General features: G+C 64.3%; 11 protein-coding genes. 7 read left to right on the top strand and 4 right to left on the bottom strand.

Annotated features, from left to right (window positions below; translation table 11 throughout):
* Window positions 1-25: 25 nt before the first annotated feature.
* From WIMU1_RS24250 to WIMU1_RS24265, 4 genes are read left to right on the top strand one after another with little or no spacing between them, the layout of a single operon-like run.
* Window positions 26-5725 carry a helicase-like domain-containing protein gene (locus WIMU1_RS24250; protein ID WP_243404730.1) on the top strand — a complete coding sequence of 1900 codons (5700 nt, stop codon included), beginning with the start codon at window positions 26-28 and terminating at the stop codon, window positions 5723-5725.
* Window positions 5722-6294 carry a hypothetical protein gene (locus WIMU1_RS24255; protein ID WP_062800952.1) on the top strand — a complete coding sequence of 191 codons (573 nt, stop codon included), beginning with the start codon at window positions 5722-5724 and terminating at the stop codon, window positions 6292-6294. The genes WIMU1_RS24250 and WIMU1_RS24255 overlap by 4 nt, the downstream gene beginning before the upstream one ends.
* A gap of 56 nt (window positions 6295-6350) precedes the next feature.
* Window positions 6351-7010 (top strand): type IV toxin-antitoxin system AbiEi family antitoxin domain-containing protein, encoded by a 660-nt coding sequence (locus WIMU1_RS24260; RefSeq protein ID WP_062800954.1) that lies wholly within the window; start codon window positions 6351-6353, stop codon window positions 7008-7010.
* Window position 7011: 1 nt separating this feature from the next.
* Entirely contained in the window at window positions 7012-8064 is a 1053-nt protein-coding gene (locus WIMU1_RS24265) for a nucleotidyl transferase AbiEii/AbiGii toxin family protein (protein WP_062800955.1), read from the top strand.
* 10 nt (window positions 8065-8074) lie between these two features.
* On the opposite strand, the gene WIMU1_RS24270 is transcribed toward WIMU1_RS24265, so the two are convergent.
* Complete coding sequence (locus WIMU1_RS24270; RefSeq protein WP_169805156.1) at window positions 8075-9034, bottom strand: hypothetical protein; 960 nt, start codon at window positions 9032-9034, stop codon at window positions 8075-8077.
* A 337-nt stretch (window positions 9035-9371) separates the two neighbouring features.
* Between WIMU1_RS24270 and istA the strand changes: the two genes are divergently transcribed.
* Together istA and istB are read left to right on the top strand one after the other, a co-directional pair.
* Window positions 9372-10931 (top strand): IS21 family transposase, encoded by a 1560-nt coding sequence (gene istA, locus WIMU1_RS24275; RefSeq protein WP_062800959.1) that lies wholly within the window; start codon window positions 9372-9374, stop codon window positions 10929-10931.
* A 20-nt stretch (window positions 10932-10951) separates the two neighbouring features.
* Entirely contained in the window at window positions 10952-11722 is a 771-nt protein-coding gene (istB, locus tag WIMU1_RS24280; protein ID WP_062800961.1) for an IS21-like element helper ATPase IstB, read from the top strand.
* A 124-nt stretch (window positions 11723-11846) separates the two neighbouring features.
* Here the strand turns inward: istB and WIMU1_RS24285 are convergent, their stop codons facing one another.
* Complete coding sequence (locus WIMU1_RS24285) at window positions 11847-12308, bottom strand: DinB family protein (protein ID WP_062800963.1); 462 nt, start codon at window positions 12306-12308, stop codon at window positions 11847-11849.
* A 133-nt stretch (window positions 12309-12441) separates the two neighbouring features.
* On the opposite strand from WIMU1_RS24285, the gene WIMU1_RS24290 reads away from it, so the two are divergent.
* Window positions 12442-13041: a hypothetical protein gene (locus tag WIMU1_RS24290; protein ID WP_157366810.1), complete on the top strand. Its 600-nt coding sequence runs from the start codon at window positions 12442-12444 to the stop codon at window positions 13039-13041.
* A 107-nt stretch (window positions 13042-13148) separates the two neighbouring features.
* Here WIMU1_RS24290 and WIMU1_RS24295 read toward each other — a convergent pair whose 3' ends face one another.
* Window positions 13149-13733, bottom strand: a complete 585-nt coding sequence (locus tag WIMU1_RS24295; RefSeq protein ID WP_133248721.1) for a hypothetical protein — start codon at window positions 13731-13733, stop codon at window positions 13149-13151.
* 209 nt (window positions 13734-13942) lie between these two features.
* Window positions 13943-20113 (bottom strand): MobF family relaxase, encoded by a 6171-nt coding sequence (gene mobF / locus WIMU1_RS24300; protein ID WP_116917827.1) that lies wholly within the window; start codon window positions 20111-20113, stop codon window positions 13943-13945.
* Window positions 20114-20292 lie beyond the last annotated feature (179 nt).

The following is a 20292-nucleotide window of genomic DNA, read 5'->3' on the forward strand; positions in this document are numbered from 1 at the left end:
CCCCGCAGCCGATCCGATCGATCAATTGCATGAGCAACGCGCCGAACGCTCACGTGCCGAGCGTGAGTCGGCTCCGCCCGCGGGGGCACAAGTGCGCCCGGCGTCTGTTCCGCTGCCGTTCCGGCCCAGTGAGCCGGTTCTGCCGCCCACCGGAGCCAAGTCGCGGGCACGGGCGAACATGGACGCCATCGAGCTGGTGCAACGGTTGGACGCCGAGAACCGGTACGCAACCGCTGATGAGCAGCAGGTCCTCGCCCGGTGGTCGGGATGGGGCGCGGCCGCCGACGTGTTCGATCTACGCAAAACTGAGTGGTCCGCCGACCGGGACCGGCTACGGGCACTGCTGACCGACAGCGAATGGGGCCAAGCCCGACGAAACACCCTCAACGCCCACTACACCGATCCTCAGATCGCGCAAGCGATGTGGGGCGCGCTCGTCGATGCAGGGTTCACCTCAGGTCGCGTTCTCGAACCCGGGTGCGGGTCCGGAACGTTCCTGGCCTATGCGCCCGATTCAGCGCAGCTGGTCGGTGTGGAGCTCGATGCAACCACCGCGCAGATCGCTGCCGCCCTGCATCCGGACGCCCAGATCCGCAACGAAGGATTCGAGACCACCCACGTTCCGCAACAGTCATTTGCGGCCACGATCGGCAACGTCCCCTTCGGCGACTTCCGGTTGTATGACCCCGCCCATAACCAAGGGCGCCATTCGATTCATAACCACTTCATCATCAAGGCCTTGGACTTGACTGCGCCGGGCGGCTACGTGGCCGTGGTGACCTCCCGATACACCATGGATTCGAGCGATCAGCGTGCCCGCAAAGAGATCGCCGCCGCCGCCGACCTCGTCGGTGCTATCCGCCTGCCCACCGGGGCGTTCTCCCGGGTCGCCGGCACCGAAGTGGTCACCGACCTGCTGGTCCTACGCCGGCGCGAACACGACCGCGAGCCCACCGTGCAGACCACCGACTTCGTCTCGACCGGCTCGGTACCGGTGCGTGGCTATAACGGGGCCGCTGAATCGTCAGTGATCAACCGCTACTTCATCACCCATCCCAATCATGTGCTCGGCACCCTGCGTCACGGTCAAGGCATTCACGGGTCGACCACCTTGCAGGTCGACGGAGCCAGCGACGCTGCGACAGTGGCGGGGCAGGTACGGCATCGTCTCGCCGACGTTGTCGACTATGCCCACGAGGCGAACCTGACCCTGACCGCGGGTTGGCACAACACCATCGGCCCCGTGCGGGAGGACTTCACCTACGGCCTGATTCGCCGAGAACGCGCGACCACCACCGACTTCGTCGTCGGAATGCTCCGCGCCGACACTGCCGGTACCCAGATCGAACGGTGGAACGGATCGGACTGGGAGGAGGCCAAAACGCGGGGCAAAGCCCAGACCCGCGAGTGGGCCCGGTTGCTCGAGTTACGCGACCTTGCCGCGGCGCTGATCGAGTCCCAACGACTGGGGGAGCCCTCCCACGAGCGACTCGCGATACGCGCCGACCTCAATGCCCGCTATGACGAGTACGTCAGCACCTACGGACCGGTCAACCGCTACAAGTGGATTGAGCCCAAAGAGATCACGCAGGCTCAGCACGACAAAACGTTCGAAAAGTTGGCCAGCCAATGGCGCGCCGCCGAAGGAGTATCGGCCGATGTCGCGCTGCCCTCGTCCGTTGCTGACGAGCTCTCAGCTCAAGCCTGGGTCAATCCGCGTGAGCGGTACAAGTCCTACCCCCATCTGGGCAAACTGCTTCGCCAGGATCCGACCTTCGCCATGGTGATGGCTCTGGAACAGTTCAGCGACGACACCGGTACCGCCCGCAAAGCGGCCCTGTTCCACAACGATGTGCTCAGCCCCCGCGACCTTCCGCGTGACATCGCCTCCACCGAGGATGCGATCGCGGCGGTGCTCGACGAACGCGGCAGGCTCGACATCGACCGTCTCGCCGAGCTGCTCGACCTCGACGTCGACCAGGTCCCCGAGGCCATCGGCACGCACGCCTTCCGGTCCCTCGACGATCCCGACACCTGGATACCCGCACCGCAGTACTTGTCGGGCAACGTCCGCAAAAAGCTGTCCGCAGCAACTGAAGTGGCGATGCTCGATGAGCGCTACCGCGCAAATGTCAACGCCCTCACCGAGGTGCTACCGCCCCGGCTATCCAGTGGGATCTCCGTACGCCCCGGAGCCCCGTGGGTCCCGACCAGCGACTACGAGCAGTTCATCCGTGACACGTTCAGCGTTCCCGCAGACACCCGCGTCAGCGTGGAATATGCAGCCGGAGAATGGTCGGTCGAGGTCGACTACTACCCGGGGCTCAGTGGTGTTGACCTGACCTGGGGACTGGTTCCCAAAGCGTCGGCGCAGTCATCTCGGTTCAACTTCGAGGACCGCGAGGCCGACCGGGTCGGGGTGATGTTCGCCGGCATGCGGCGCAGCAAAAACGGTGGCCACGACTACGGCTGGGTGGACATGTTCACCGACGTGCTCAACAACCAGCCCCCGCAGATCAACAAGTCCAAAGAGTTCTTCGAGGCCACCGGCAGCCGCGACTGGCTGCACGACGGAGCATCACGGGCGGCCGGTCCCCGCGCGCGGCGCATCGCTCAAGAGTTTGAGCAATGGGCGTTGCATTCGGACCCCGATCGCGCCGAGCGCCTGATCGACCGATACAACGAGCTGTTCAACTCGACCGTCGCCCCGGTCTACGACGGTTCGCATCGACAGTTCCCTGGCCTGGGTGACCAGTTCGACCCGTACGCCTATCAGCGCAACGCGGTGCAGCGCATCGTCTCCGAGCCCACGGTCCTCCTCGATCATGTGGTCGGCGCCGGCAAGACCGGCACCATGCTCATGGGTGCGATGGAACTCAAACGCCTTGGCGTGGTCAACAAACCGTGGATTGTGGTCCCCAACCACATCGTGGAGCAGGTGACCCGAGAAGCCAAACAGTGGTACCCGGCGGCCAATGTCCTCTCCGGCAGCGCGGCCACCGACGCCGAAGGCCGCCGACTGTTCATCGCCCAGTCGGCCTCCCAGGACTGGGACATGGTCATCGTGCCGCTCTCGGCGTTCACCAGAATCAGCGTCGACGCCGGCACCAAAGCCGAATACATCCGCGGCCAGCTCGAGGACATCGAACGCTCCTACTTCGGCCCCGACGCCGAGTACGAGATTCAGAACGAAGCCAGCGTCAAAGCGATCGAAAACGCCAAGGCGCGACTGGAGGCACGACTCGAAGAAGCGTTGGACCAGGCCGGCAAAGACACCGGACTGACGTTCGAGGCATCAGGGGCGGACTACCTGTTCATCGACGAGGCTCACATGTTCAAAAACCTCGCCCGCCAATCGCACGTCGCCGAGTTGGCCTGTGCCGGATCGGATCAGGCCTCAGACCTGCAGATGAAGCTCGCTCATCTGCGATCGGTGCGACGTCATGAGGCCGCCGAGAACGGAATCGCCTCGGATGCGTACGTCGAGCGAGTGGCCACGTTCGCCACCGGGACCCCGGTCGCGAATAATCTGGCCGAGCTGTGGGTGATGCAAACGTATCTGCGACCCGACCTTTTGATCGATGCCGGTGTCGCCGGACTCGACGAGTGGGGGGCGACGTTCACCGACACCATCGAACGGGTGGAACTCAACAGTTCCGGTACCAGGCTGCGGTCGGTGACCCGGGTAGGGGAGTTCACCAATGTCGGTGACCTCGTCGCTATCTCAAGTGTTTTCACCGACAGTGTGGGCCGTGACCAGGTGCCCGCCAAGTTGCCCGCCAAAGTCGGCGACACCACAGAAATCGTCACCTTTCGGCCATCGCAGCAGGTGTTGGACTTCATCACCGACCTCGGGTACCGAGCCGATCATCTCGACCCCCGCCGGATGGACCTCGACAACGCGCTCAAGATCGCCAACGACGGCCGCAACGCATCGTTGGTAGGGGCGGCCGCCCACCTGCCCCGCGACCCCGACAACGAGAACCGAAGAGCATGGCATGTAGCGCGCAACGTGCTGAAGCTGCACCGCGCGTACGAGGACACGGTGTATCTCGATGCGTTCGGTGAACCATCACCGCGCACTGGGGCGCTGCAGATCCTGTTCTGCGACAGGTCAACACCCAAAACAGATGGATCGTTCTCCCTCTATGACGAAATCCGCGACGAACTGATCGCCGGCGGAATGGATCCCGGAACGATTCGCTACGTCCACGACTACCCGAAGTCCTCGGACAAGGCGCGGTTGTTCGAGCAATGCCGCAACGGGGAGGTGTCGGTCATCATGGGCTCCACCGAAAAGATGGGCACCGGCACCAACATTCAAACCCGCGCCGTCGCCCTGCATCACGTTGACGTTCCCTGGAGGCCTGCCGACCTCGAGCAGCGGGACGGAAGAATCATCCGGCAGGGCAACCAGAACAAGAAGGTGCACGTGTTCAACTACGTCGCCGAACGGGCCTATGACACCGTGATGTGGCAGGGCGTGCATCGCAAAGCGCACTTCATTGAACAGTTCAGAAACGCGGACCGCTCGATGCGCAGGATGCCGGACCTGGGTGCTGATTCCATCGCCGAGAACGCGGCCATGACCAAGGCGTTGGCGACCGGTGACCCTCGGTATCTGCGCCAGGTCGAACTCGACGCGCAGGTGGTCGAGCTGCAATCAGAAGCTGACGCCCACTTTGCCGAACAGCGGAGCATCGAACGCGAACGCGACAACCTGCGCTGGCAGGTGCCCTCAGCGGAGGAACGCACCGCCCGCCTCGAGGCTGCGCTACCGGCATTGCAACGATGGCGGGGAGCAGACAAAGACGCGTTCACCATCACCGTCGACGACCACACCTACCGCAAACGGCCTGACGCCTCCGAGGCACTGGTCGAGACACTGCGCCGGGAAACCGCCCTGCTCAAAGGGGCCGGCATGCGAGTGTCCCGGCCGATCGGCGACGTAGCTGGCCACACCGTGGAGATCGTGCGTCCGATGTCAACCGACAGCATCTACCTGCAGTTCGCTGACCTGCCCATCCCGCACAAAGAGATCAAGCTCCGCGACCTGTTCGACAGCGACTCGGTCACCGGCGGTGATCGTTCCACCGCAGCCCGGGCCGCGTACAACTCCGGTTTCATGACGCGCCTGGAAAGTATGGTCACCGGCGCCGAACACTCCCTCAACGTGGGCCGCTGGCAACTCGACCGGGACCGGGCCCGTCTCGACGAACTCGAACAGGTGACCTTGAGCGAGTTCCCCCGCGGCCGTGAACTTCGGGACATGACCGACGAGCTGACCGCCTTGCAACGCGAACTGCGTGAAGCCGAAACCAGCCCCGAGGCCCTCGCCGCGAAAGAAGCACTCACCCAACGTATGAGCGAACGAGGACGAGAAGACGGCTGGTCGCTGATGCTCAACCCCACGCCCGCTCTCGTCGAGCAGCTGGGCTTCGAGACGGCGGACGAGGTCCGACAGATGATGGCCGCCCGCGAATACCAAGCCCTCGCCGAGGCCCGGTACCGCACACCACCCAGTACCCACACCACCACGGAAACGACGGAGGTAACCGATCAACAATCCTGCCGACCAACACCCACGGTCGCCGACCTCGTTGCCGCATCGCAACCAGCGCGTCTCCGGTTGGTCTCGGACCGTGCCCAGCCGCACCCGATGACTTCTGGTCACACCCAGTCCCTTGACACAACCCTCGAACCGGACGGACAAGGACTTTCATGAACAACAAGCAGCCCGATGCACTCACGCTGATCGCTGAAGCCGCCGCCCGGCGGGGTGCGACGAAAGAACATCAGCTAGGTCAGCTGCATGCGGACGTGTGGCACCGTATGCGTAACCGAAACGGTCCCTCGTTGACCGATCCGGAGCTACTGCCCGTCTCTGACTGGCGCGAAGCGCTGACCAGCGCCGGGGTGAGCGAACAACCCTCTGTGTCAACGATTCTCGCCGACGCGCGAGCAATGGTGCACCGAGCGGTCGAGTTCCGCGACACCGATCCCTACCAAAGTCAGTCGGCCGCCGTGGCCGCCACCGACGCAGCCAACACCGTCATCCTCCATCCCGACGCCCAACCCGGCGAACGCGACAAGGCAGCCCTGCTGCTCGAGGAAGCGGTCGCACTCGAACAACGTGCCGCCGACCGCCTCCACCCACACCCCAGCCGCCTGGTGTCCATGAGTCAGACCCCACCCAGAACCCCTCGCCGGGGAGTCGACCGCACCAACCACACACCGCCCGCACCCGACACCCCCGACCACTACAGTCGCGTCGATCACGGACGGGACCTGTAGTCTGCATAACGCCTGTTCACCTCTATTTCTATCGCCATATATGCTACTATTGCTGCATGACAACCGTCGGGAGCAGCAGGCTACGTGAGGTGGCCGACAACCAGTTCGGACTGTTCACCGCCGCCCAGGCACGCGCACACGGAGTCGAACGCTACGAACTGGCGCGCGCCACCAACCACGACGTGCTGCGCCGGGTACACCACGGCGTCTACGCCTTCACCGAGTCCGACTACTGGTGCAGCTTTGAGGACTGGGCCGCACAATGGCTCGCACTGAGCCCCGGCGGAGACATCCGCCGGCGACGTCGGCAGCCTGAAGCGATCGTCAGTCATCAAAGCGCCGCAGCGATTCAGAATCTGGGTTCGATCACCACCAACTGGCTCAATCTGTCGGGGCCGCACCGTATCAATGTGCGGAACCAGCGGACCCGAAGCCACCGTCGACCGCTCGGTTCATTGGGGATCGACTGGCACCTGTACGAAGGATTGCCCGTCGCCACACCAGCTCGGATCGTGTCCGACCTTGCCGGCGAGGTCATTGACGGAGGCCACCTGGGCACGGTCCTCGAACACTGCCTCGACGATGACTTGCTGACCCGCAAGCAGCTGGTCGACCTGTGCGCTCCCCATGCCCGCCGGTGGAAACTGCGAGCCGGAGACGGTAACGGGTTGGTCGACTTGTTGCTCTCGTCGGCGCGCGAACCGATCGGAGCGTGACGTGGCGCATTATGCGTCTGAAGCTGATTTCCGTGCCGCGCTCAGTTCCCGGTTGCGACAACGCGCACAACAGATGCAGTGGCCCACGCAAGAGGTCGCCCGAGCGTTTGTGCTGCAGCAGTTTTCGGTACGACTCTTCCGGTCCGACAGTGCCGAGCAGTGGGTACTGACCGGAGGCACCGCGCTGCAATATCGCAGCACCGAGGCCCGTCCCACCGCCGATGCCGACCTGGCGTTCGCCCGCGAAGCCGCCGAAGTGGAAACTGCCCTGCGGCGCGCCCTGATTCCGATAGCGGGGGAGTACGGCAGCTTCGACCTCAGACTCTCCCGCACCAAAGACAGCGGAAACTACACCGGGCGACTGACCTACAACCTCAACGGCCAACGCTTCGCCAGTGCGTCCATCGACGTCAACACCACTCGGCCGGTGGACTTCACACCCGACGTCCTCACCCCCGACGCGCTCGTGACCATGCCGGACCTCTCGCCGCCAGCCGCGCTGCGGGTCTATCCCGTGCATAGACACCTCGCCGACAAGCTCGCAGCGATGTACGACACCTACGGCAGCGACGGAACAAGTCCATCGACCCGGCCCCACGACCTCGCCGACATCGTGATCCTCAGTCGCAGCAGTACCGTCGATGCCCCAAAATTGCTTGCAGCAGTGCGTCAACAAGAATCCGAACGCAACGTCTCTATTCCAACACCACTGCGCCTACCCGCTCCAGAGTGGGCGACCACCTACCCCAAGCGGGTTGAAGAGACGTCCCTGCCTGTCCATCTTCACGACGTACACACCGCTCTAGACACAGCCAACCGTTTCATCAGCCCCGTCCTCAATGGACAAGTCGCTCATGGGCGGTGGGCACCTGAACATCAGCAGTGGGTTGAACCGACGCCGCCTGCACGCACGTCCTCGGTAGCAGACCTCCTCCCAGCGGCCAATCCTGAAATCAAACGCTCAAGAACGCGTCCGACCCGCACGCGGACTGACGCACCTCTCCACCCAGATAGCGGCGCAAATCAACATCGGGAACAGGGATTTGGGCTGTGACGGCGCTCTACTAGAACGTGGTCCGGTACGTCTGCCGCCCGTATTCGATGTGGGTAGCCGTGAACGTGATCGTGTATCCGTCCGCAATCTCCGGTAGCACTTGGAGTGCGTCCGCGATCAGAGCGTCAAGGGCCACGGCAACCGCCCGCAAGCCGTCGCCGGCAACAGCCGTCGTACGTGCCGTCAAGCCATCGCTGATCGTATGGCGCCGGGAGAATCCGCCAATCGACCTACCGATATGGTTCCCCTCATCGTTGTACAAGTCAGTTTCGGCCCCGGAGTTCGCATCGACACCGATGACCGATTCGTGCTCCTTGCGCCACCTGTGGAAGTTCTCGCCCCGGATCTCAAAAACGGCCTTCCAAGCATCAGACCGGACCAGGACGTCGAGGGCATCAAGAGATGGTGCATGCCGCGCCGGAAGAACGCGCCGAAGCGAATTGATTGTCTTCTCGTTCAACGGTAACCACGCTGCAGGATCGTCCGTCTCGAATGGCAGATACGTCGGCCCGAAAGCTTCGAACCAGCTCACGTCCGCCAGAGTCCTGCAAGTAGCTGGATCGGTCCGGGCAACACGGACCAGGAAGTTGATCAGCCGGTGTCCGATACTCACTACGGTGTCGACTGCGGTGTCGGCGAGATAGCGCTGCGCAAGCGCCATACCTGCCGACTCTGTACCGGCCGCGATCGCCCGAGCATGCCACTCGGCCTCCACGACTGCCGCGGAGCCTAGCATCAGAGACTCAGCCATCGAGCCTGCAAGCGCACACGTTTCGCGCCACTGGCTGCGCTTTCTTTCCACGTCCAGGTGGGGCTCGAAGTCGGCCCGACTGTACTTCCAGGCGTAAATGCACGCCTCGTGCACAGCATCCATACCGAGCTCTGCGAGTTCGGGCCGCGGTTCCGGGGTTTCATGCGCGCCCAGATGCACCAGCCGCGACCACGCGGGGACGTTCACTGAGCCTGACATACGCCTTATCCTCCATCGAATCGTCTACTGCGACAGTGACGGCCTATCGAGTTTACGGGCAGGCCGTGGCCAGTTAGCAGACATTCGGTGCCTAGAAAATCTGGGGGAGAGCGGGGTGTCAGAGCCCGCTGCAATAGTCACTGGCGTTCGTTGTGTTCAAAGTCTGAGTGTGTTCACTGATGTTGGCCCCGCCTGAGGTGTAGTTCTGCACGGATGTTGGCCCCGGGGGTGGGGGTGATGGTGTGCCGAGTGGTGGGCGGCGTGTCGTCTCCAATGTTGGCCCCACCTGGGTTCGGATCGTCTGTGTCTGGTTGTCAAGGCATGGAGGTTCGGTGAGGTGGTTTCTCGAGTGGAGTTGTTCGAACAGATCCGGCGTGATCACCGCCTGGAAAATTTGTCGATCCGAGAGCTGGCGCAGCGCCACGGAACTCACCGGCGCACGGTGCGGCAAGCTCTGGCCTGCGCGGTGCCGCCACCTCGCAAGGCGTATCCGGCGCGGGGTCGGCCGTCGATGGACCGTTACGCCGATATCGTTGACGGCTGGCTGGTGGCTGACCAGCAGGTGCATCGCAAGCAGCGTCATACCGCACGTCGGGTGTGGCAGCGGTTGATCGCCGAGCATGGTGCCCAGATTTCTGAGGTGACGGTGTCGCGGTACGTCGCGATCCGGCGTCGGGAACTGGGCCTGGTCGAGGTGAAGGTGTTTGTGCCGCAACACCATGCCCCGGGCGCGGAAGCCGAGGTCGATTTCGGAGAGTTCGATATCGAGTTGGCTGATCGGCGCACGGTGCGGGTGTGGATGTTCGTGATGCGGCTATCGCACTCCGGCAGGGCGTTTCACGTCGCGTACGGCACCCAAGCGCAGGAAGCGTTCCTCGAAGGCCATGTGCGGGCGTTCGCCCATCTCGGTGGAGTTCCCGCCCGGATCCGGTATGACAACCTCAAGCCCGCCGTCGCCAAAGTGTTGAAGGGCCGCAACCGGCAAGAGACCGAGAAGTTCATCGCCCTGCGCTCGCACTACGGGTTCGACTCGTTCTTTTGCCAGCCCGGTATCGACGGCGCTCACGAAAAAGGTGGCGTAGAGGGCGAGATCGGCCGGTTCCGGCGCCGGCATTTGGTTCCGGTCCCTGCCGTCGCCTCACTTGACCAGCTCAACGAGCTGATCGCCGCTGCTGACCTGATCGATGACGGGCGGGTCATCGCCGGGCACCACGGCACGATCAGCGTTGAGTTCGCTGCGGAGAAGCCGTCATTGGCGGCGGCACCGATCGAGGTGTTTGATACCGCCGTCACTGCGATTCGGCGGGTGGATCAGCGTAGCCGCGTCGCAGTCGCCCAGTGTTATTACTCGGTGCCAGTGCGCTATGTCGGCACACGCGTGCTGGCGCGGCGCACCGCTACCCGTATCGAGATTGTCGATGGGGCCACGGTGATCGCCACCCACCCGAGAGTGGTGGGCCGCCATCTCGATGTTCTCGATCTCGATCACTACCTTGAGATCCTGTCTCGCAAACCTGGTGCGTTGCCCGGTGCCGCGGCGCTAGTGCAGGCCCGCAACAGCGGAGTGTTCACCGACGCCCATCAACGGTATTGGGATGCCGCCCGTGACCGGCACGGCGATGGCCCCGGCACCCGCATGCTCATCGAACTTCTCCTCGCGCACCGCCATCTGCCACGTTCTGCGGTGATCGCCGCGATGGCCGATGCTGCCGCCACCGGGGTCCTGGCTCCGGCAGCGGTGATCATCGCCGCCCGCCGCACCGCCGCCGGCATCGAGGCACCTGTGGCCGAGGTCGGTGCGCTGCATCGGTTTGACAGACCTGCACCCACCTTGGCCGGATACGACGACCTCCTGACCACCGCACACCCACCAGCCACCCGGCCCGTGGCGTCCTAGATCTGAAATGAGCCCCGAACATGACCAGTGATACCGCTGCCGAGGCCGCAATCGCCGTCTCCGCCAAAGACCTCCACCTACCCACCGTGCGCGCCGAAGCCGTCCGGCTCGCCGAGGTCGCCACCCGCCAACGCTCCACCCACCTCGGCTACCTCTCCGACGTGCTCGCCGCCGAACTCGACGACCGGGTCGAGCGCCGCCGCATCCGCCGCATCAACGAAGCAAAGTTCCCGCGTATGAAACGGTTAGCCGAGTTCGACCTCGATGCCGTCCCTACGATCACACCGGCCACCATCGGAACCCTGGCCTCCGGGCACTACCTCGACGCAGGCGAACCCGTCGTACTCCTCGGCGACTCCGGCACCGGAAAATCGCACCTACTCATCGGATTAGGGCTCGCAGCCTGCGAACAAGGCCGCCGCGTCCGCTACACAACGTGCGCCCAACTCGTCAACGAACTCGTCGAGGCCGCCGACGAACGAACCCTCTCACGCATCGTCGGCAAGTACGGGCGCCTCGATCTGCTGCTGCTCGACGAATTAGGTTACGTCCAGATCGATCCTCGCGGGGCCGAACTGCTATTCCAAATCATCACCGAACGCGAAGAACGCGCCTCCATCGCCATCGCATCAAACCTGCCGTTCTCTGAATGGGGCACCGTTTTTCCCGACCCACGCCTGGTCGCCGCGATCGTCGATCGGGTCACCTTCAACGCCCACATCCTCGAAACCGGCACCACCAGCTACCGACTGAAAACCAGTAAACGCCAACGGTCGTCGAGAAAAGAGTGACTCCCGCTGGCGGGGTCCGCGATAGTGCGGTTCGCCCGTTCGCTGCTATCAGCAGCGGTTGCGGGGTCGGGCTATATCCCTCGTTCCACAGCAACTTGCCCAATCGGACCGCGCGGAACGGTTGCTACTTTGCGCCAGCCAGGATCTGCTCAACCAGTATGTCGGCGTGGCCTGCGTGACGTGCCAGCTCTTCAATCATGTGCAGACAAATCCAGTAAAAGGTCACTTCGCCGCGTCGGTAGTGGACAAATTTGTCAGTCGAATGAGGTCCATACGCGATGTCGCGGGACAGAGTGATCGCCGCTTCGAATTCAATCAATACATCGGTAAGCGTTTCGTGGGGTGCCACCACCCAGCTGCGAGCGTCGCCCGTGGCATATCCGTCGCAGTTCTCTAGGGCCAGACCTGCCACGGTGCGTTGAAACCACACCCTCTCTGCAGCAGCACAGTGTTTGACCAGAGCGATCGGCGTTGTCAACGACGGCACCAGCCGGGATCGGCTCTGCTCATCGCTTAGCCGCGTGACCGAGCTGATCAACGCAGCACGATTTTCGTCGAGAACAGCAGCGAGCTCTTTGTCGATCATGGTCAAGAATCTACGTCCGCGAGTGTTCCCCGACCCGGCCCAGGGTCGCGCGACCAAGGTAGCTCCCAGCAAACCTCTACCGTCACTCTCTCCCACGATTGACGCTCCAACCGTCCCGCAGGTCCCCAAATTCATGAAGACAACGGGGCCAGAGATCTTGACGAAACTCAAAAGTCCGGGGGTAGATGCGATGTGGCCGTTCAAACGAAAACACCAAAGTCGGGAGCTAAGGCCATGGCCGCAGCGTGCGAGCGAGGCTGACCAGATTCGAATGGCTGCTCACGCGGCTGACATCAACATCATCGTCGATGAACACAGTATGACGACGATGACCGGAACTGGTGGGGTCATTCCGGGCATCATGCTGTCGTTGCCGCCTGGTGAAACCATCGATTTTGCTGATCCTGTCACTGGTTTCGGAGCTGCCAACGAATCGCCCCCGCCGGAACGGGTGTTGCGTTTGTGGGGCGATGATCTACTGACAATTTCTCACGGCGACCGTTGGCAATTCATTGTCGATGCCGCCGATCCATTCCCCCGAGGATGGATTGAACTTCTGTTCCCCTCTGCACCAGGGGGTAGCGATGCGAGCCTGAGGTTGGCGTACGTCGCGATTCGCTTCGGCGAGATCACTGCACGTCGAGCGGTCCCTATGACTGAACTCGATACAGAACCGTTAGCCCTAGTGCATATCGAGGATCGACGCTCGGCGACGCCACACAGCGACAGCTAAAGCAAGCGCCGGGCTCTGAGTGCGAGTCAGATGCTGCCGAGGGTTGCGGCGCCGCCCACATTGGCAGAGGGCGGCGCCGTAGCCTTCCCGGCGTTGTTTCCTCCAGCTCAGACGGAGTCGATGAATGAGAGCCCGTGGAAGACGAAGTGCTCCACTGAACCGCTGCCTCCGTATTCGAAGTGATAGCTGAGTTCGGCGGCCAGATTCCCGGTGACCAGGATGTGGGTCGGTGACCAGTTGGGGTCAGACACTGACCAGGGGACCGGTGGCGACGCCGCAGCGAAGTCCTGCCGGCTGATCGTGGCCGAGTACTCGAGCACGGCCTCGATCTGGCACTCACCGACCTGACCGCCACCCTCGTACACCTCGTGAACATCGTGGTTGGCAGTCCAGTCCCTGAACATCACGACATGGTCGATGGTTATCTCGGCGAGGGCGTCATCCAGCTCCACATAGAACCCGTTCCCGTCGGCGATATTCGTCAGCTTTTGACCGATGAGGTCGTCTTCACTGCCGATCATGGTCGCCTTGAGAACCCTGTCGATACTGTCGAAATCGGAAGGATTGTAGATCGGTTGCGACGTCGTGCGGGGTTGGCCGTGGACGAGGCGACGGGCGGCTGGGTAGGTAAGCGCGGGGTTGGCGTTTTTGAGGGCGCGAGCCGCCTTCTTCTTACCGTGATTCTTCGTCATCAGATTTTCCATTCACTGGGGACGTGTGATGACCCGCATTCACCACACAGTTGTCAGTGCAATGGGGTCTAACTCGATCTCGCAGATCCAGTTACGGACCTTGCCCTCGAATGTCTGCGCGAAAGATGCGGGCTTTCACTATGACTCGGGGTCAGCCATGCGATACGGCTCTACCTTGATGGTACACGAACAGACGCTGACGACGAGTTTTACAGTCCTATGTCTGGGCCGGGCTGGGGTGTGGCATCGGGAGACAAGGTGGGGTCTGGCTGGGCGTGCGCCGGCACCGTTGTGGTGCGTTCTGCAGGAGTTCTGGCTGACGTCTTCGACACTGATTCACCGGCGTCGCGGGCGGTGTTCTCGGCGGCACGCGCGTCTGGTTCGAGACTGTCTCGTCGGGCCTGTTCGGCGAGGGCAGCGTCAAGTTTTGCGCGGTCGGTGTCGCGCTGAGCGAGGGCTTGTCGGTAGGTGTCGGTGTTGCGGGTGTCGCGGTCGCGGGCAGCGGCGAGTTCGACCTCTTTGGCGGTGGTGTCAGCGGCCGCGCTGAGCACGGTGTCCCATTCGCTAGCGGGGCGGCCGGTGGCCACGGCCGCTTGGTGAGCCAAAGCTTGTGCGGCGGTGTGGTCACGCCGCGCAGCGAAAAGTGCTTGGTTGGCCGTATCAAGTTCGGCCTGCAGTTGTGGCCTGTCCCGCCGGCGGACGGTAGCCAGTGTGCCGCTGAGGGCGGTGACCTGCTGATGCAGATGCGTGACCTGCTGGTGGGTGGTGTGCGCGGCCGCCTGGTGCTGGCGCGCAACCTGGATATGCTCAGCGGCGGTGTCGAGCTGCTGGTGGGCAGCTCGCACCCGCTGTTCTGCTCCGGTGTCGGGCTTCCATCCGAGGAAGTCGTTGTCGGTGCGGGCCAGGCGCTTTCCGATATTGCGCACGGCGGCAGCAAGTTGCTTGTCGGAGAGGGACCGGACGGGCTCGGCCTGGATGAACTCGACTAGTTCGTCGGCCGTGGCGGCGGCCGGGTGCACGATGTGTGGCGGCTCTGGTTCGACGGCAGGTTGAGGCACGGCGGAGGCCAATAGATCGGCCATGATGTCGGCGTTGCGCAGGCTCCATCGTTCGATGCCATGTCGTTGGGCGAGCATTCCCTCGATCCGGAACAGCCGGCCCTCGATGCTGAGGTGGCGTGCGCGGGTCTCGTTGAGGGTGTCGATGTCGAGTTGCTGGGCGGCCATCCGGACGCGTTCGATGTCGGTGTCAGTCACGAGTCCGCCGGTGGTGGCGGCGATGTCGTCGACGGCCGTGCGGGCGGTGACGAGGTCGTCAAAGACGGAGTCGGCGAGGGCGCTTGCCGAGTCTCTCCACAGACCCATGGTGCGCTCGAGCGGTTCGAGTTGGGCGATCGCGGCCTCGTCGTTATCGCGCTGCGCTGCAGCGAGTTTGTCAGCGATGTCGGTGTAGGCACGGCCGGCTTCCTCGGCGTCTTCTTCCAGTTCTGCCCATCGGGCGTGCACGCGGTCGGCCGCCAGGACGGCGGGGCGTTGGGCGTCGAAGCGGGCCCGCATATCAGCTACTAGGGGCCCGGCGGCGCGTTCATGTTCACCCATCTGGGTGATGTCGAGAACCTCGGCGCGAAGGGTATCGATCTGTTGACTCAGTTCGCGGAGTTGGTGGGTCAATTCCAGGTGATCGGCCAGGAGTTCGGCCGCGGAGCGGGTATCGCCCCCGGCCGGAGGGCGCGGCGCCGTGGGGAGGTGGTCCTCGAACGGGAGATCACGGTAGGGCGGTTCCTCCTCGGGTTCGTAACCAGGTTCGGGGGGTGCTCCGTCCTCCAGGAGCGCGGCCAGGTAGTCGGCGTCGACTGGCGGGTCGACGTGTTCGTCAGGTGCGGGTGCATCCGCGTAGTCGTCGAGGGCGGGGTCGGGGTACTGGTCATCTTCAACGAGACCGGCTGCGACCACGGCGGCTTCTTCGGCCTCTGGATCGAGGCCTTCCTCGGGGAGCGGGATGTGGCCGTAGGCCGCTGCGTTGTGGGCGGTCAGTAGGTCCACGCGCCAGGTGAGCAGCCGGGCGTACTCATCGGCTCGCACGTGGGTGCCTTCGCCGCCGGCGTGGAGCAGTTCGTCGGCAGTGCTCAGTAGGTCGCGGGGTGTCCAGGTCCTCGGGTCGGCGGCGTTGATGGCGGTGACCAGACCGGGCCAGGCGGGGTCAGAGATGACGATGGATGCGGTGTGTTCACCGAGCACGGCAGCCACGTCGTTGATCCAGTCGGGGCGTAGGCCAGCGGTGTTGGTGGCATCGAGCGTGGCTGGTGCCAGTACCCCGGACAGTCGCCACCATAGGGCGGCGGCGGGTGTTTCGGTCGGCAGCGGGCCCTGTGCGGCGGCGTCGGTGACCAGCGCACGCACGTCGAGCCCGGCGCGGGCGGCCAGGGACAGGTGTTGTGCGAGTTCGGGCCAGTACGGGTCGCGGGTGAGGTGGCGGTCGACACTGGTGGCCAGGGTGGTCCAGCGCTCGTCGGTGCTGGCGGTGACGACTGTTTCGGCGCGGCGGGTGAGGTTCTTGTGGGCGCGGGCGGGCGCGTGGGCGAAGGGTGCGGGTCCGGCGGGTCGACGGTCGGTGTCGGGGACGTCGTTCGCGTGACGGAACACTGCGAGGTCAGCGACGAGCTCGCCGTCGGCGGCCGCGGCTACATAGGGCCGCGCCCAGGCCGGGGCGTCGGTGAGGGTCCAGGTGTGTGCGTGTTCGCGGACGCCGTCTGCCAGTTCGGTTACTCGTTGGGCTCGGCCAGATAGGTACGGACCCCACGTGTGATGTTTGGCGAGCGCGGCGGGAATCCCGGTGAGCCAGCTCAGTGGTCCCACGCCGCCGGAGTGTGATCCGCTGGTATCGAGTCGCCAGTCCAGGACGGCGGCCACATCGTCCGCTGTGTCGAGTTCACGGTGTGCTGCTGCGTTTTTCAACGCGGTCACGGGGTCACGGCCGTGTGCGGCGATGATGGCCAAGTGTTTGCGTAGGACCGGCCATGCGGGTTCGTCGGTGAGTCCGTCGTAGACGGTGTTGGCGGCGGCGTCGATGGTCGCCATGGTCTCTGGGCCGGCGTAGTTTTCGGCGGCAGACCCGACGGCGTCGAGGTAGGCGGCGGCGGCGAATCCGAGTCGCTGAGCGGGGTCGAGTGCTTCGCGTGCACTGGTGGTCGCCGAGGTTTGCGCGCCGTCGCGGTCGAGTACTCCGCCGAGAAGTTCGATGGCGGTTTGCGGGTTGAGTGCTTTGGGGGTGGTGACCTTGTGCGGATCAGCCTCGGCGGTGGACAGGTAGATGTCGTTGCTGTGACGCCCACGGGTCATGGCGACGTAGAGCAGTTGGCGAGAGAGTCCGTCGGATCCGATGACGTGGCAGGTATCAGCTGTCATGCCCTGGGCGGCGTGGATGGTTGAGGCGTAGCCGAGGGTGACGTTGTCGCGCACATAGTCTGCGGGGAGGACGATTTCGCGGCCCAGGGTGTGGTGTTTGGCGCGGATTTGTCCGGTGGCGCTGACCTCGAGGACGGTCCATCGGTCGCCGTTGCGGACCCAGTCGGTCGCCGACAGTCGTAGGTTTCGTTTGTTGCGGCGGGTGCAGATGGTGTCGCCGGCCGAGGCTTGAAGACCGTCGGCCAGATCGGCGATCGGGCCGACGGGGGTGCCGCTGCTCGCGGCGAGGCGATCGGCTCGCGCACGGGCGTTAAGTTCGTTGACTGTTTCGCGGGTGGGCGCGAGCATCACCGATTCGCGTCCGCTATCTCGGTCCGCGCTCCAGGCGGTGTAGGCCTGATCGGCGGCGGCTGCGTCGGCGGCGGTGTGGATGCGGTGGTGGTCGGCGTAGTAGCCCAGAGCGGCCCGTTCGCCATCTCGAAGGGCCAGGGAGGCAGACCCTTCGGCGGGATCGGAGAAGCGGACGACTTCGGTCAGGGTGACTGCACCGGTCTGCAGCGCGACGTCGCGGAGCACGCCGCCGGCGGAGATGGACGCCAGTTGCTGGTCGTCGCCGACGAGCCGCACGCTGCCCCCGCGGGAGAGGACATGGGCGATCGCCACGTCGAGGTCGGGGGTGCCGGCCATACCGGCTTCATCGACCACCAGCAACGTGTCCGGGCCGATGCTGCGGTACCAGTCGGGGCGCGTGGCTGGTCGTATGGTGCCCTCGCGGAGCCCTTGTTGCGCCGCATCGGCGCGGCGATTGAGGTCTTTGTCGAGCAGTCGTCGCCATCGGGGAGTGGCAGCCAGTTGTTCTTGGTCGGTGAGCCATTGTTCGTCGCGGGCCAACGACACCAGTTTGGCCAGGGTGTCGGTTGGCGTTTGGAGTTCGTCGCGCAGCACCGCGGCGGCAGCGGCGGTCGGCGCCATTCCCACTACGGTTCCGCCACTTGCTTTCCAGGCGCTCGCGAGCACTCGCATCGCGGTCGTCTTTCCGGTTCCCGCTGGTGCGAGCGCCACCTGCACGCGGCGGCCAGAGGTCGCCAACTCACGCACCAACGCGGCTTGCCCGGTGTTGAGCGAGCGCCCGTTCGCGGTCTGCTCGAGAAGCGCCAGATCGACGTCGACTCCCTCGATAGTGCGGCCGTCACGCTGGCGGGCTGCGGCCACGATGCGTTGCTCGGCCGCCACGATGGCCTCGCTGGTGAACAGTTCGGTGTCGTGGGTGGTGTAGACCGATGCGCGGCCGTGACTGCGGTTGCGGCGCAGCATGTCCGGTTCGTTCATCTCTCCGTCGAGGCGGGTGGAAGCCAGGGAAATGCTGTGTCGTTCACCGGTTGCCGCTGTCACGATCTGCTCTACCGCCTCGTCGAGCAGACCGACCGTAAGCGGCGCTCCGAGTTTCATGACCGGTTTGCCGGCACCTGAAGCCGCGGCGAGGTCCGGTATTCCGGCGCGCAACAAACGCTCGGCTTCGGCCCGCAGGTGCGGTGGCTGCCACGTTGCGCGTTTCTCGGCCACGACACCGACAATGTGTTCGGCGCAGCGGTCGATCTCACCGGGTGTGAGCGGGTCATTGCGGACTGCGGCGGTGCCGCTCAGTGCACGCTCCACCATGGTCGACAACGCGCTGTCGCTGCCCAGAATGCGGATGGCTTCGCGTCGCCAGGCGGTGCGTTGCTCGGCGTGCGAGCGGGGTTCGTGCTTGCGGTCACGGGTGGCCAGAGTGGCTCGCTGCGCCAGGTCGAACGCTTCGGTGGACGTGGGTTCTCGGCCGTGGTCGGATTGGAACGTGGTGGACAGTTCACCGATCATCTCTTCGATGGCGGTTCGTCGCGACGACCAGGAGGTCATCAACCCGGTGTTAATTCCGACGATTTCGCGGACCGGGCGCTTGCCTCGATCAGCTGGTTCAACTTCGGCGAACGAGACTCCGAGCAGGTCCGACAGGTGCGCTTCGAGGCGGGTGTTGTAGCGCTCGGAGGCAGAGACGATGGCCTTGTGCAGCGGGCGGCCATCGATGGCCATCCACCGGGTGATGCCGTCCGCGCCAGTGACTTGCACCTTGTTGCTGACGGTGACGTGGGTATGTAGGTCGGGGTCGCCGGCGCGGGAGTCTCGGTGGGTGAAGGCGGCAGCGATCAGGCCGTGGCAGTCGACTTGCTGAACCCCTTTGGTGCCCAATCGTGAGAACAGGGCGTGGTTCTCGATGAAGTCGACGGCGTCGTTCACGGCCCGCTGGTGGGCTTGTTCGACCTTCTCCATCACCTCTCGTGGCGCGATCGCCCACAGGGTGGAGACGGATTTGACGGGGGAGAAGGTCAGGTCGTATCCGGCGACGCCGGACTGCTTGGGGCGGCTGATTCGGGCGAGATAGCCCGAGAGTTCGCGATCGTCGGCAGGGTCTCGGCCGTGCTCGGCACTGAACATTTCCCGCGCCAGAGTGGTCCGGAACTGTGCCCGCACCTCGTCGGGGATGGGTGTGTTCCATCGCTCGCCGCGCTCAATGTTGTAGTCACTGAACCGCTTTGCCAGCTCCACACGGAACTCGGGTTCCTTAGTGTAGATCGGGAACAGGGCACCGAGTTTGGAGGCCTCTGTTGCCACTTTCGCCGACGAACCAGCTTTGATGTACGCCTTCTCGATCTCGTCGGCGTTGGGGTGCCTGCCTTCGCCGAAGAGCGCTTTCATCTGTTCGGTGGAGACCACCGAGTCCGCTTCGACCGACCAGGCTGCGGTGTGTTCGAGCGTGCGCCCTGCCCCACATGTCGACAGGCCAGTCAGGCCAGATCCCAGCCAGCGACCGGGCGACTCGCCCTTGGCGCTGTAGTAGTCCGCGAGCGACACGTGGCCCTTGTCGGTGGCATCCATCGCGGCGACCTGACGGGTCAGGTACTCGTAGCCGGTCCCGGCCGTGAGCTTGTGCATGGACATCGCCACGCCCCGACCGTAGAGGCGATCTGGCAACGATGAGGGGTTCGTTATCGTTTCGTGACCTTAGTGCAAGAGGTGTGTGATGTTTGGATTGGGGTTTAACGGGGCTGGCTATGGAAGGAAGGGGGCAGGTGGGGAGATGGCGGTCGGGAATGCGGGAATGGATTGGGGGGGGCAGG

The organism is Williamsia muralis NBRC 105860, from assembly GCF_001598915.1.
GTDB lineage: Bacteria > Actinomycetota > Actinomycetes > Mycobacteriales > Mycobacteriaceae > Williamsia > Williamsia muralis.

What these genes read in the sequence shown, in the direction of transcription:
- WIMU1_RS24255 (WP_062800952.1), top strand. Translation starts at nt 5,722, where the DNA reads ATGAACAACAAGCAGCCCGATGCACTCACGCTGATCGCTGAAGCCGCC.
- WIMU1_RS24260 (WP_062800954.1), top strand. Translation starts at nt 6,351, where the DNA reads ATGACAACCGTCGGGAGCAGCAGGCTACGTGAGGTGGCCGACAACCAG.
- WIMU1_RS24270 (WP_169805156.1), bottom strand. Translation starts at nt 9,034, where the DNA reads ATGTCAGGCTCAGTGAACGTCCCCGCGTGGTCGCGGCTGGTGCATCTG.
- istB (WP_062800961.1), top strand. Translation starts at nt 10,952, where the DNA reads ATGACCAGTGATACCGCTGCCGAGGCCGCAATCGCCGTCTCCGCCAAA.
- WIMU1_RS24285 (WP_062800963.1), bottom strand. Translation starts at nt 12,308, where the DNA reads ATGATCGACAAAGAGCTCGCTGCTGTTCTCGACGAAAATCGTGCTGCG.
- WIMU1_RS24290 (WP_157366810.1), top strand. Translation starts at nt 12,442, where the DNA reads ATGAAGACAACGGGGCCAGAGATCTTGACGAAACTCAAAAGTCCGGGG.
- WIMU1_RS24295 (WP_133248721.1), bottom strand. Translation starts at nt 13,733, where the DNA reads ATGACGAAGAATCACGGTAAGAAGAAGGCGGCTCGCGCCCTCAAAAAC.
- mobF (WP_116917827.1), bottom strand. Translation starts at nt 20,113, where the DNA reads ATGTCCATGCACAAGCTCACGGCCGGGACCGGCTACGAGTACCTGACC.